Annotated in this window: 11 protein-coding genes; 3 read left to right on the top strand and 8 right to left on the bottom strand. The window is 56.3% G+C overall.

Annotated features, from left to right (window positions below; genetic code table 11):
- The first annotated feature begins 2 nt into the window (after positions 1–2).
- Together DXY31_RS03635 and DXY31_RS03630 are read left to right on the top strand one after the other, a co-directional pair.
- On the top strand, positions 3–554 hold the full coding sequence (locus DXY31_RS03635; RefSeq protein WP_114992234.1) for a hypothetical protein: 552 nt from the start codon (positions 3–5) through the stop codon (positions 552–554).
- A complete protein-coding gene (locus tag DXY31_RS03630; RefSeq protein WP_114992232.1) occupies positions 551–1,678 on the top strand; it encodes an alpha/beta hydrolase in 1,128 nt (375 codons plus the stop codon). Before DXY31_RS03635 ends, DXY31_RS03630 begins: the two co-directional genes overlap by 4 nt.
- On the opposite strand, the gene DXY31_RS03625 is transcribed toward DXY31_RS03630, so the two are convergent.
- The 7 genes from DXY31_RS03625 to thrS form a co-directional block, all read right to left on the bottom strand.
- Positions 1,650–3,119 (bottom strand): ArgR family transcriptional regulator, encoded by a 1,470-nt coding sequence (locus DXY31_RS03625; RefSeq protein ID WP_114992230.1) that lies wholly within the window; start codon positions 3,117–3,119, stop codon positions 1,650–1,652. The two genes, DXY31_RS03630 and DXY31_RS03625, sit on opposite strands and share 29 nt — an antisense overlap.
- A gap of 19 nt (positions 3,120–3,138) precedes the next feature.
- Positions 3,139–5,256 (bottom strand): M3 family metallopeptidase, encoded by a 2,118-nt coding sequence (locus DXY31_RS03620; protein ID WP_114992227.1) that lies wholly within the window; start codon positions 5,254–5,256, stop codon positions 3,139–3,141.
- Positions 5,257–5,262: 6 nt separating this feature from the next.
- A complete protein-coding gene (locus tag DXY31_RS03615) occupies positions 5,263–6,834 on the bottom strand; it encodes an NAD(P)H-quinone oxidoreductase subunit 4 (RefSeq protein ID WP_114992225.1) in 1,572 nt (523 codons plus the stop codon).
- Between the two features lie 72 nt (positions 6,835–6,906).
- Entirely contained in the window at positions 6,907–7,854 is a 948-nt protein-coding gene (gene thrB, locus DXY31_RS03610) for a homoserine kinase (RefSeq protein WP_114992222.1), read from the bottom strand.
- A gap of 14 nt (positions 7,855–7,868) precedes the next feature.
- Entirely contained in the window at positions 7,869–8,945 is a 1,077-nt protein-coding gene (locus tag DXY31_RS03605; protein ID WP_114992220.1) for a glucokinase, read from the bottom strand.
- A 91-nt stretch (positions 8,946–9,036) separates the two neighbouring features.
- Positions 9,037–9,423: a DUF1824 family protein gene (locus tag DXY31_RS03600; RefSeq protein ID WP_114992218.1), complete on the bottom strand. Its 387-nt coding sequence runs from the start codon at positions 9,421–9,423 to the stop codon at positions 9,037–9,039.
- Positions 9,420–11,357, bottom strand: a complete 1,938-nt coding sequence (gene thrS / locus DXY31_RS03595; protein WP_114992216.1) for a threonine--tRNA ligase — start codon at positions 11,355–11,357, stop codon at positions 9,420–9,422. The genes DXY31_RS03600 and thrS overlap by 4 nt, the downstream gene beginning before the upstream one ends.
- A gap of 106 nt (positions 11,358–11,463) precedes the next feature.
- Between thrS and DXY31_RS03590 the strand changes: the two genes are divergently transcribed.
- Positions 11,464–11,775: a DUF2605 domain-containing protein gene (locus tag DXY31_RS03590; RefSeq protein ID WP_114992213.1), complete on the top strand. Its 312-nt coding sequence runs from the start codon at positions 11,464–11,466 to the stop codon at positions 11,773–11,775.
- 49 nt (positions 11,776–11,824) lie between these two features.
- On the opposite strand, the gene DXY31_RS03585 is transcribed toward DXY31_RS03590, so the two are convergent.
- Positions 11,825–12,538: a glycoside hydrolase family 104 protein gene (locus DXY31_RS03585; RefSeq protein WP_114992211.1), complete on the bottom strand. Its 714-nt coding sequence runs from the start codon at positions 12,536–12,538 to the stop codon at positions 11,825–11,827.
- Between the last annotated feature and the right edge of the window lie 131 nt (positions 12,539–12,669).

Raw genomic sequence — 12,669 nt, 5'->3', positions numbered from 1 at the left:
CGATGGCTGACCAGCTGTTGGCATTTCTGCAGTCCATGGGTCAGCTTCTGCTGGCCATGGACACCGGCGTCGGTCTGCTAGTTGGCGTTGGATTGTCGATGTCTGCCTCGCATCTGTTCGCGTTGCTCGCCAACCGACTGACACCGATCCAAATCCTGATGCACATGATCGTGGATGCCCTGGTGCTCAGCTTGGCTTTTCTGCTCGGAATCCTTTGTCACAGCCTGATGCTGATGCTTCTCGAAGGTGTTCCTCTGCAACCGATCACCTTTGCCAATCGTATGGGTGCCGCCATGTGGCCCGGTTTGTTTTACGTGCTGGCGGCTGCTCCTTACGTAAGTGATCTGATTGCAGTGACTCTGCTGGCTTGGATCCATCTCAACGTGATGTTGCTGCTTCAGGCGGTTTACAACATCCCCCTGGAGACAAGCCTGGTGGTGGCGCTTCCTGGTTTTGTGCTCGCCCTGCTGCTGGTTGGCTTGCTGTTTGCGCAGCGCTGGCGCACTAGCTACGCCATGCTCGCCACAGAGGTTTCAGCCCTGACGTCGCCATGACAGGGTCTCTCCCCGTAGAAACCGAAGCAGCTGTCCAGCATCAACGTCGTCGTCTTCGGCATGTGCGCCGTTGGCTGGTGGTGGCGTTGGTCTGTGTTGCCATGCTCGGCCTGCTCGGCCTGACTGCTGTCCGTCGGGATGCAACCTCACTGTTGCAACCGGAATCGCTGCTGGAGCTGCTGACCTGGTTCGGGATCGTGCTGGTCGTGGTGGTCGCACTAGTTGGCGTCTATTCGGTGATGGTCGATTTCGTCTTTTGGGAAGGCTGGATGCATGGTCTTCCAGACCCCAGCCGCCTATTTGCATCGGGCAGCGAGGGCTCTGCTGAGCATCGTCACTTTGTCGTCTACCTTGATGGCATTCACCAGAGTGAAGAGAGCCATCCACCGCGTGTGAGCGACTTCCTGAGCTGTCTGCAGGAGTCGATTGCGGATGACACGATGCTGGTGAAAGGGATCGAGGCTTACACGATCACCAACGCGGGACTGCGTTCGACCACCTTCGCCGGGTGGTTCTGGCAGCGCTTATTTGCCCTGCAGGAGCATCACCCCAATGGTCTGGTTCGCTTCATCTGCGCCTTCTGTGTGCAGGCGAACAACGTCATCAAGGTTGGAATCTCCTCGGATCGCCGTTATGGCCCGGTGATGAACTACGAGTTGGCGTTGAAGATCGCCCGCCGCCTCGATTCGATCGGCTTTCGGCCCCACCAGGCTTCTCGCATCGTCCTCGTCGGTTACAGCGGTGGTGGAGAGATGGCGATCGGGATCGCTGAGATTCTTCAGCAGCTCTGTCGTGTGAGAGTTCAGGTGATTACGGTCTGTGGTGTCTTCAGCGGCAACGGCGCGCTTGAGTCCCTCAATGACGTGGCCATGGTGTTAGGCAGCCATGATCCCGTGGCTGCCCTGGGGCGGATCGCCTATCCCGGTCGTCTTCCCCTGCTGCCACTCTCCAACTGGAATCGTTGGCAACGACATCACGCAATCCAGCGATACATGATCGAGGGGATGAGTCACAACGGCTCTTCCGGCCCATTTTCAACGGCGTTCCGCAGCTCGGTGGTTGAGGCCATCTGCAGGGAGCTGGAGCGTTCAGCGCTCAGTCCTCCGTTGAGAACTCCCCGTTGAGAGCGCGCACCAGCGCGAAAGGGCTGTGTCGTGGCTGGCTCGCTTTCAATCTTCGATGAGCCTCGGGGCGAGATTGGTTGTCATGGAAGAGGTCCTGGGGCAGCTCGTCCAGGGCAAGTCGGTAGCGGTTCACGCTGTCGTCGGTCGCTTGCAGGCCCGCATCCAGTTGCTGTTGCAACTGTCGGTGCAATCGCTGACGCCAAAGGTCTCCGAGTGCAAGTGGGAACAGATTGGTGCGTCCCGTCATCGCCTGCTCCACCAGTGCTGTGGAATCGATGCAGAAACCCAACGCTCCGTATCCACCCATATGGAGATGGCTGAACTGGGCTTCGTTGTTGTGGACGGCTCCGATGAGTTCGCAGAGATCGAGGGTCTCTTCCAGTTGTTCGCCGCTGAGTTCGGTGGCTTGATAGGCAACGGTGCCATTGCTCCGTTCGTTCTGCCAGGGACGATGCAGCTCATTCAGGCCTGCCCAGCCATTTAATCCTTCAGCGCCCTGGTAGTACTGCAATAGAACCGGTGAGCTGCCAGGAGGCTGCAGTTCCATCTCCACGGAACAGTGGGGCATCAGCGCCTGCATCTCTTCTCCTTTTGGATCGAGAAGACCGGTGCGATACGGCACTCCCAGCGGGATCTGTTTCCATTGCTCACCGATGAAAGTGCTGGCACCGAGGCCGAAAGTGGCGACGCTGGACCGGAAGCGGGCGCGAGACTGCCAGCCCTTGTTATGGAGGTGGTTCAGCAACGCACGACCACTGCTGACTCCCTCGAACCTGAACAATTCGGATGTAGTCCCTGCTCTGGGCAGTCGGTTACTCCCCAGCACGTTGAGGATCTGTGCCAGCAGACTGTTGCGCCGCCGCTCAGGTTCTGCCTGCACGTTGGGGAGTCCGCAGTTGCTCCAGGTCAGAACCCCACCCATGGCACTGATCTTCGCCAGAGTTCCAGAGGTTTCCTTTTTCATGACCGGCAATTTCTCAATGGCGTCTGCCGTGATGGACCAAAGAGCTTCGAGGGTTTGCGGCAGTGCCAGGGACTGTTCTGGGCTGATGGAGATCTGTCGTTGACACCAGCGATCAAGGGCATTGATTGCTGAGGGTTTGGAGACTGCGGGCAGGATGTGCTGCAGATCATCGGCCAGGGTCGCCCCTAACAATGGGCTGAAAAGATTGTTTTCCAGCAGGCTTCCCAAGCTGCGCAGATGTTCCGGCAGGCTGGCGCTTTGTCCGCGCCAACGCCTTGGAAGCATTAGTAACAGCGGGATCAAACGTTGATGGTGCAGATCGCTGAGCAGCTCTTTGAGAAACGCATCACGACTGATCCCGCGCCGCAAGCTGCTCTGCTCCAGTGCTTCATCCAGCGCAATCAGAGGAGCTAGATCGGTGCCGTCGTCAGCGGAATGGCCCCAGGTTGCACTGAGCCTGAGCAGATTGTCTGCCATGGCTCAGGCCTCATTCTGATCAGGACGCCGAGACCGCCAGACCGGTATGGCGGATGAGCGCAGCGCTGGTCGCGTCCCTGCCGCGGAAACGTCGATAGACCTCGGCAGGCCGCAGACTGCCACCCAGGCTGAGGACGGTGTTGCGGAAACGTTCACCTGTGGCAGCGACGTCATCGTCTTTCTCCAGACCCACTTCCTCAAAGGCGGCAAATGCATCGGCGCTGAGCACCTCGGCCCATTTGTAGGAGTAATAGCCAGCGGCGTAACCGCCTGCAAAGATATGGCCGAAGGCGCAGAGGAAGCGGTCTTCCTCCACCGGTTGCAGCACGCTGGTGGTTTCAGCGATGCGGCGACGGAATGCATCCGGACTGATCTTCAGCTCCGGGGTCCATTGGCTGTGGAGGCGCAGGTCGGTCAAAGCGAAATGGACCTGTCGAAGCGTGCCATTCCCCTGCATGAAGGTGCGGCTGCTGCAGAGCTTCTGATAGTCGGCCTCTGGTAGAGGCTCTTCCGTCTGCCAGTGGCGTGCCATCCCCATCAGGGTGCTTCGATCGAGACACCAGTTCTCCATGAACTGGCTTGGAAGCTCCACGGCGTCCCATTCCACGTTGTTAATCCCAGCTGCTTCCGGATGCTCAACCGTGGTGAGCATGTGCTGGAGGCCATGACCGAATTCATGGAAAAGGGTTTCCACCTCTTCGAAGCTCATCAGGCTGGGTGTGTCTCCTGAGGGAGGTGTCTGATTGCAGATCAGGTAAGCCACCGGCAGGGTGAGATCACCGTCGGCATTGCGTTGACGACTCAGGCATTCATCCATCCATGCACCGCCGCGTTTGCTAGCGGGACGGCTGAAAGGGTCCAGATAAAAGGCCGCCAGATTCTCGCCGCTGCAGTCCATCACTCGGAAGAAGCGCACATCCTCATTCCAGATGGGTGCCTCACCGTCTGCGGCCTTGATACGGATGCTGAATAAGCGTTCACAGAGGCTGAACAGCCCCTCGAGCACCTGGGGGAGAGGAAACCAGGGACGCAGAGCTTCCTGATCGAGATCGAAACGTTCGCGTCTCAGCTGCTCTGCCCAGTGGTTCACATCCCATGGCGCCAGTGCATCGGCTTCTAGGGCACCATGGCTCAAGGCGCATTCACGCAGTTCCTGGAGTTCCTGTTGAGCCACAGGCATCGCTGAAGATCTCAGCTCTTCGAGCAGTGACTCAACAGCTGGAACATCATCCGCCATTTTTGAGGCAAGGCTGAGCTCCGCCCAGTTGGAGTACCCGAGCCGTGATGCCTGCTCACGCCGCAGCTGCAGGATTTCCTCGATTAGGGGTGCGTTGTCCAGATCGCCATGGCTGGCCCGGCTCACGTGTGCCTTATAGAGGGTTTCACGCAGGTTTCGGTCCTTGGCGTGGGTGATGACCGGGATGTAGCGCGGCATGTCCAGACCCAGACGCCAGGGGCCTTCAGCAGCGGTTGGTGCTGAACCATCAGCTGATTGATCCCCGGCTTCTGCTGCAGCTGAAGCGAGGATCGCCAGGGCACGGTCTGGAACCCCCTGAAGCTGATCACGGTTGTGGATCACCAGACTCCAGCTCTGCGTGGCATCCAGTACGTGATTGCTGAAACTGGTCGAGAGAGCGGCGAGCCGCTCACTGGTGCTGTTGAAATCAGCCTGCTCATGTCCTCTCAGGCCAACTCCGCGATGCTGCATCGAGAGAAGCTCAGCATCGAGGATGCGTGTTTGTGTGCCGTCCAGCGGTTGAGCGGGGGATGTTTTCAGTTTGCTGAGAGCTTCGTGCAGCACCTGGCTCTGGCCGAGGCGATTGCTGAAGCGCACCACTTCGGGTTGCTGTTTTGCATGGGCCTCACGCAGCTCAGGGGTGTTGCGGACACCGGTGAGATGACTCACCACCCCCCAGCTCCAGCGCAGCCGCTCACCAAGCTGATGCAGGCTGGGCATCAGCTCGTCCCATCTCAGGGGTGAGGCTGCCGCGAGGCGCTGCTGCAGCGATGTTTCCAGAGTCTCCAGCTGATCGTTCAGCGTGGTCAGCAGGACAGGGATCTCCTTGTTGACCTGCTCAGCGTCGATGGCCTCAAAGCGAGGAAGACCTTTGCCGCGCAGCAGTTCTGGGGTACTCATGGGTGATCAGCCGGTGGGGAGAAGGGCACGGGCAGCAACAACCGTGTGACTTGCCAGATCGGAGGCAAGGGCATCGGTGGATGCCTCATAGAGATCCATGGCGATCCGAGGCCAGAATCCGATCACCAGTGTGGGGACAAGCAGGGTGAGTCCGATTACCGCTTCGCGAGGGCGCATGTCCTTCACGAAAGCGAGTGCGGGAATTCGTGGTCCGAAAAACACTCTCCGGCACATCGACAGCAGGTAGATGGGCGTGAGGACAAGCCCGATAGCTGCCAGCACGATGGTCGTGACTCTGAAAAAGGTGGTGAAGCTGTCCTGACTGGTGATGCCGAGGAACACTGTGATTTCGCTGATGAAGCCGCTCATGCCCGGTAGGGCCAGTGAGGCTAAAGAGCTGGCAAGGAAAAAGGCGAATGTGATCGGTAGGGCTTTGGCCAGGCCTCCCATGTTGGGGATGGAGAGAGTCTTGGTGCGTTCGTAGAAGCAGCCTGTGACGAAGAACATCGCTGCAGCAATCAGACCATGACTGATCATCTGCAGCATGGCTCCGCTGAGGCCGAGCGCATCGACGGCGCCGATGCCCACCAGCACAAAACCCATATGACTGACTGAGCTGCAGGCGATTCTGCGCTTCACGTTGTCCTGGGCGAAAGCGTTGAGAGCGCCATAAACGATGTTGACGATTCCGAGAATGATCAGAGCCGGTGCCAGCACCAGATGGGCTTCGGGCAGCATCTGTACGTTGAAGCGCAGCAGCGCGTAACCGCCCATTTTGAGCAGAACGCCTGCAAGCAGCATTGAGACCGGAGCATTCGCTTCACCGTGGGCATCCGGAAGCCAGGTATGCAGGGGGAAAATCGGTAATTTCACGCCGAATCCCACCAGGAAGCCCAGGTAGCAGAGCAGGCCGAAGCTGCCTCCGGGGGAGCGCTGGGCCATTTCCGTCATGTTGAGTGTGAAGCTGTCTCCGGAATTGGCGATGGCCAGGCCACTGATCAGGATCAACAGAGATGCCAGAGCTGTGTAGAGAATGAATTTGGTTGCTGCGTACTGACGGTTCTGACCGCCCCAGATGGCAATCAGCAGGTAAACCGGCACCAGTTCCAGCTCCCAGGCAAGGAAGAACAGCAGGAAGTCCTGGGACAGAAACACCAGGGCCTGAGCAGAGGCCTGCACAAGCAGCAGTGCGAAATAGAGCCTGGATTTATGCGTGATGTTCCAGCTGGCGGCCACTGTTAGCAGCGTGACCAGACCGCTGAGCACAACGAGTGGAGCTGACAGTCCGTCGGCTCCAAGGGACCACTCCAGGCCGATCGCAGGCACCCAATTGACCCGTTCCACGAGCTGAAGCTGACTGTCCAGCGGGTCGTAGTGACGGCTGAACGCAACGATCATCAGACCGAGATCAGCCAGCAGGACGGCAATCGTGAGATTGCGTGGAATCGGTGAAGTGTTCTGATCTTCTCCTGGGAGAAGCGGCATCAACAGCGCTGCAGCTGCAGGAAGCAGCACGATCAGCGAGAGCCAGGGGAACCCTGCGTCGGACGCAGCCGACAGCGGCAGGTTGGCGTCCATGGAACTCCCAAGATTGTGATTGAACTTATCAGCTCCGGGGCCTCTCCTGAGTACTTCTACCCAGCTATGGGCTCAGCCTGCATCCTTGGGCTGCCAGTGACTGCCTGCTGTTTGAAGGCTGAGCAGCGGTGCGCGACTGGCAACACCCACGGACTCCCATGCTTTCACCATCGCCTGGCTCACGGCGGCACCATGCTCTTCGCAGCAGAGGGCCAGAATGCTTGGACCGGCTCCACTGATGGCGCATCCCCAGGCTCCTGCCGCCAGAGCGGCTTCTTTGACCTCCTGTCCGCCCTTGATCAATCGCCAGCGATAGGGCTCATGCAGCCTGTCGTGCATCCCATCCGAGATCAGGTCGCCGTTCCCGGTGCGCAAACCCTGGAGCAGCAGAGTCAGTGCACCCAGATTGACCACTGCATCGCTCACTGGAACAGCCTTGGGCATGGCGCGACGGGCTTCACTAGTGCTCAGCCGTATCGCTGGAATCGCTACAACAGCCTTAACGCTATTCATCCATTCGCAGCGCACAACCCTCCAGCGTTGTGAGGCGGCCTTGGCCGTCATGCAGAGGCCGCCCAGCAGCGAGGGCACAACATTGTCGGGATGCCCTTCGATATCGATCGCAAGCTCCAGCAGTTTCTCCCGACTCAGAGGCTCTCCAACGAGTGCGTTGGCTCCTACAAGCCCTGCCACGATTGCCGTGGCGCTGCTGCCCAGTCCTCTTGCAGGAGGCACGGCAAGACGTACCCTTGCTTCAAGGGCAAATGGTTCTTCTCCAGCCGCTTTCCAGACGCGTTGAGCGGCTCTGTACACGAGATTTTCAGCACCTCCTCGCAGGTGTGATCCCTCTTGCCCTTCGATAATCAGCTCAAAACGCTCTCCATGGCCTTCGATGCGTCGCATCGTGAAGCGATTGTTGAGATCCAGTGCGGCGCCAAGGCAGTCAAAGCCTGGCCCGATGTTGGCGGTGGTGGCTGGTACATCCACCACCACGGTCTGGCCTATGCGCGGCTGCGCCATCCCTGCTGCTCTACTCAGGCCAGTGTCCCACCCGACTCCAAGAGATGACGTGCACGGCAAGCAGCGCTAAACAATCCGGCCTCCGGATCAATCACCGCACGGATGGTCAAACCCTCGATCAGAGAACGAAACCGTCCTTTGGAACGCATTGGCTCCAGAAACTGCTTGGAGCTAAGGCCAACCAGGTTCTTCTGGGCCGTTCCTCCTCCGATCCAGAGCCCTCCGATGCAGAGCTCCTGGAGTGCCAGGTCTCCAGCGACGGATCCATAGGCTCCAAGCCAGAGTTTCAGTGCTTCGCTAGCTAAGTGATCACCGTCTGCGGCTGCTTTGCCTGTGAAGAACGGGAGATCTTGATAGCCCGGTTGATCGGCAGACAGGGTGCGCCAGGCGTGGGCGTGAGCCATCAGACAATGCTGGATCCCCGTCTGACGATGAAGCAGCCAATTCATCACATGCCCAAGCCCTGTGCCACTGACTATCCGCTCGATGGACAAACGTGGCAGTCCAAGGTCCTGTTTAAGCCACTGAGCTAATTCCCATTCCGCCTCGGTTCGCGGTGCAAATTCCCGATGCCCGCCTTCACTGGGTAAGGCAAGCCAACCGTTTGGCGTGGGCAGTCCGCGCGCCATGCCGAGGCCGGTTCCCGCACCGAGAATGGCCACAGGTCCGTTTTCGGCTCCGGCAGGTGCGGGAGTTGAGCGGTCCCGTCCAGTCTGCAGCACCACCTGCTGTTCGTGACTGAAATGGGAAAGCCCATGCACCAGTACAGCGAAGTCATTGACCAGTTCCAGATCTTGCAACCCCGTTGCAGCGCATAGAGATGTCTGGCTCATCTGCCAGGGCAGATTGGTGAGCTTTGCGCTGCCCTGATGCACAGGCCCGGCAACGGCAATACAACTCGTGGTTGGTCTTGGAAGCTCGGCAGGTGTTTGATCTAGAAAATGCTTGAGCATCGACTCGAGATCGTGCCAATCGGCTGATTTGTAGCGGCGGCTGTGCTCTTTCTTCAGCTGCCCATCAACCTCCCTGTAGATGCTGAGGAGTGTCTTTGTGCCTCCAAGATCGCCTGCCAGGTAGGTCTTGGCTGCCATGGCTGCGGATCAGGCCTTCTAACTTCAGGCTGGAGCTCACGTCGCAACTCGGCAACCAATTAGATCAACCCAGCCCAAGGATGGAGAAGCGTCAGCTCGTCGAATCGAAGAAATCGAGGGGCAGCGGTCCCCAGGTCACGCTTGGCTCAGTGTTGTCATAGCCATGACCGCTGATCAGGATTCCTTCCCCAAGACCATGCTCGATGCGCAATCTGGCGGTCAATGTCTGCTGGTTGGCTTTGAGATAAACCGGTCCATCAAGTTTTGGATCAGCAATTAGGTCATGAGCGGGCCAGGCCTGATATTGCTCAAGCTGGCGAAGTGATTGAACAGCCTGATCAGCCGTTAACGCCATGATTCCAGCGGTGAACCATCGATACAGAGTCATCTGCTCCTGAAGTTCGGGTGCCATTAAGGCCTTTTCAGATGCACTTAGAACTGGCGCAGTTCTTAATCGATTTAAGTCACTCAGTTTCATGAGTGCACTGCTGTTGCAAGAGGGTCTTCTGATTTATTGTTGTTAGCTTGATTGCAATAATCAATCAATTCGTTGATTGATATTTCCCCGAGATCTCCATTTTTTCTGCTTCGAAGGCTGACAGTGTTGTTTTCAGTCTCTTTAGCTCCGATAACAGCCAGTACTGGGATCTTGGCTTTTTCTCCGTTGCGGATTAGTTTGCCAAGGCGCTCACCAGATTCGTCAACCGTGGCGGAAATACCTTGATTCAGTAACTTCTTCTGGACTGTTTTGGAGAAGTTTCTTGCGTCATCACTCACTGGAAGGATTCTGATTTGTTCGGGTGCAAGCCAGAACGGGAATTCACCAGCATAATTTTCAATCAGAATGCCGATGAAGCGTTCAAAACTACCTAAAACTGCTCTATGAAGCATCACAGGTGTATGTCGAGATCCATCTTCCCCAATGAAGCTTGCATCCAGACGGTCAGGCATTGAGAAGTCAACCTGGATTGTTCCGCATTGCCACACCCTGCCCAAGCAGTCCTGCAAAGAAAATTCAATTTTGGGGCCATAGAAAGCTCCTTCCCCTGGATATAACTCCCACTCCAAATTTTTGTTTTCTAGGGCATCCTGTAGTGCCTTTTCGGATTTATCCCAAACTTCATCGCTACCCACTCTCTTTTCGGGACGTGTTGATAATTTGATTGAAATTGTGTCAAACCCAAGTGTTTTGTAGACGTCAAAGACGAGATCGATGAAGTTTGATACTTCGGACTGAACTTGATCTTCTGAGCAGAAGATATGCCCGTCATCTTGAACAAAATTTCTGACTCTCATCAGTCCATGCAATGTTCCTGATGGCTCGTTTCTGTGGCATGAGCCAAATTCTGAAAGTCTGACTGGTAAGTCTTTATAACTACGCAATCCCTGGTTGAAAATTTGAACGTGGCACGGGCAGTTCATAGGTTTGACCGCGTAGTCTCTGTTTTCAGATGAGGTTGTAAACATGTCTTCTTTAAACTTGTCCCAATGTCCCGATTTTTCCCACAAGGTTCTATCAACAATCTGAGGAGTACTGATTTCTTGGTAGCCAGCTTCCCTCAGCCGTCTACGTATATATTGCTGGAGCTTTTGATAGATTGCCCATCCTGGTGGGTGCCAAAACACCATGCCAGGTGCATTGTCCTGAATATGAAACAGTGAAAGCTGGCGGCCAAGACGTCGGTGATCTCTTTTTTCGGCCTCTTCGAGTTTTTTTAAGTGCGATTTAAGTTCTTTTTCTGTACTCCAGGCTGTTCCATAGATTCTTTGCAGCATTTGGTTGTTGGAATCACCTCTCCAATAAGCTCCAGACACTTTCATTAACTTGAAATGTCGTAAGTGACTTGTATTAGGGACATGTGGCCCACGGCACATGTCTGTGTATTCCTCATGGTGATAGAGCTTGATTGTTTCGCCGTCGGGTATTTCTTCAACAATTTCCAGTTTGTAGGGCTCTTCTCTGGATTTAAATGCTTGTTTTGCCTGATTGCGATTCACGACCTCAACATTGACTTCGTAGTCTTTTGCAATCAGCTCTTTCATTCGCTGTTCTATGGCTTCTAAGTCTTCCGGAGTGAAGGGTTTGTCATAAGCAATATCGTAATAAAATCCGTCTTTAATGACAGGTCCGATGGCCATCTGAGCTTCTGGGTAGAGCTGTTTCACTGCATGCCCTACGAGGTGGGCAAATGAGTGTCTTATGATGTCAATTCCTTCGGCATCTTTTGCTGTTAAGAGACGTAAGTCGACATCCTTCTCGATTGGCATAGCCATGTCCAAGGATTCACCATCGACCACTCCTGCGACAGCTGCCTTAGCCAGGCCAGGTCCGATTGACGCTGCTACGTCTGCGATGGTGACTGGCCCGTCAAAACTTTTGGTGGTTCCGTTTGGAAGAGTGACGACGGGCATGGAGGCGTGATTCCTGAGATCTGATCGAAGGCTGTTGCCGCAGCTGGCAAGCCATGAGCATCCTATTGGTGGATGTACTCTCGCCAAAGAATGAGGCTCGTTTCACTTGTCCTCTGATGTTGAAGGTGGTGACTTGCTGAGATCACTCCTCGCTTCGTTACTTGCTGATTTCGACCACTGGTTTACCAGGGGTCAGGCAATACTTGAGCATTGTCCTGACAGTGTTCTTTCCTCAGCTGATCGATTGGAGTTGGCCGAACGTCTTGCTGACGGAAAGCGTTCGATCGCAGCCACGCGCTCTCTGCTGCAAGCCTCATCTGAGCCTGTCGCCGTTTCGATGAAAGCGATGGCTCCCTGGCATCAGCTGGTGATGGAGGTCTGTGCTCTTTCGGCGCGTGTTTCGCGTTCCTCTGGATGACCTTTCTGGCTTGGGGTGTTGGCCTCTACTCCTATCACCTGGAGCGCCATTAGGCACCCTGTCGCAGCTGGCTCAGATTGCTTACGTAGAAGGCCACAAGTTCGGCATGGCTTTTGACGGGTTGTCCGTAAGCGCTTTGGCCGGCATGGGTTGGAAAGGAAGCCCATTCCGGTGCGAGCCGGTTCATTGCTGCTTTGGTGAGGCCATTTCGATCAATCTCCTGCAAGGCGCCACGCTTTTTAACGAGATGCAGTGCTGCCTGGTCCTGGTGCTCAGGCGCGAAGCTGGGCAGGTCAAGCCGATGGGCTACTTCATGCCAGGTGGTTGGCAGGAATTGATAAGCCCCTGCTGCGGCACTGGAATATCTCTTGACGACCACACGTTCCGGATGGCGAGAGAGATCCTGAAACTGGCCTCCTCCATACAGGATGCGGTAGCCAAGATCCTTGCCGTCCTTCCAGGTGCCTTCAGCAAAGCGAATGGTATTGAGCAGTGCGCGACGTTCAGGGGTGATTGCGTAATGCGATGCCGATTGGCTGGAGACGGTCGCCGCGCTGATGTTGTCAGCTGTGGTATTCGCGGATCGTTGCGGCTTTAGGGCTTCAGCAACCATGCGGTTCTGCTGATTGCGTTCGCTGGAGCGCTCAGCCTGCAGGCTCTGTCCCAGGGAAAGCGCCAGCCCCATTCCGATTGAGCCAAGACCGATGGCTTTTGGCGCGGCCTGGGCAAGGGGGTGAATCCGTTGGGTGAATCGATGCAGCAACCGAGTTAACTCCAAACAAAGGAGCCGCCACCATCGTCAATGCCATGGCTTGATGGCGAGGGCCCCGAGCGCGCTCTTGACGCGTTGCCGTTGATATGCCTAGGCAAAAAAGCTCAGTTAAATCTCGACGC

The sequence above is a fragment of the Synechococcus sp. UW179A genome (assembly GCF_900473965.1).
Taxonomy (GTDB): domain Bacteria; phylum Cyanobacteriota; class Cyanobacteriia; order PCC-6307; family Cyanobiaceae; genus Synechococcus_C.
Note: the sequence above shows the minus strand (reverse complement) of the source record. Positions and strands in the feature narration are given on the sequence as shown.

Bases quoted from the DNA above. Each gene is read 5' to 3' on its own strand.
- DXY31_RS03620 (WP_114992227.1), bottom strand. From the start codon at position 5,256: ATGAGTACCCCAGAACTGCTGCGCGGCAAAGGTCTTCCTCGCTTTGAG.
- DXY31_RS03600 (WP_114992218.1), bottom strand. From the start codon at position 9,423: ATGAAACTGAGTGACTTAAATCGATTAAGAACTGCGCCAGTTCTAAGT.
- DXY31_RS03625 (WP_114992230.1), bottom strand. From the start codon at position 3,119: ATGGCAGACAATCTGCTCAGGCTCAGTGCAACCTGGGGCCATTCCGCT.
- DXY31_RS03615 (WP_114992225.1), bottom strand. From the start codon at position 6,834: ATGGACGCCAACCTGCCGCTGTCGGCTGCGTCCGACGCAGGGTTCCCC.
- thrB (WP_114992222.1), bottom strand. From the start codon at position 7,854: ATGGCGCAGCCGCGCATAGGCCAGACCGTGGTGGTGGATGTACCAGCC.
- DXY31_RS03605 (WP_114992220.1), bottom strand. From the start codon at position 8,945: ATGGCAGCCAAGACCTACCTGGCAGGCGATCTTGGAGGCACAAAGACA.
- thrS (WP_114992216.1), bottom strand. From the start codon at position 11,357: ATGCCCGTCGTCACTCTTCCAAACGGAACCACCAAAAGTTTTGACGGG.
- DXY31_RS03630 (WP_114992232.1), top strand. From the start codon at position 551: ATGACAGGGTCTCTCCCCGTAGAAACCGAAGCAGCTGTCCAGCATCAA.
- DXY31_RS03635 (WP_114992234.1), top strand. From the start codon at position 3: ATGGCTGACCAGCTGTTGGCATTTCTGCAGTCCATGGGTCAGCTTCTG.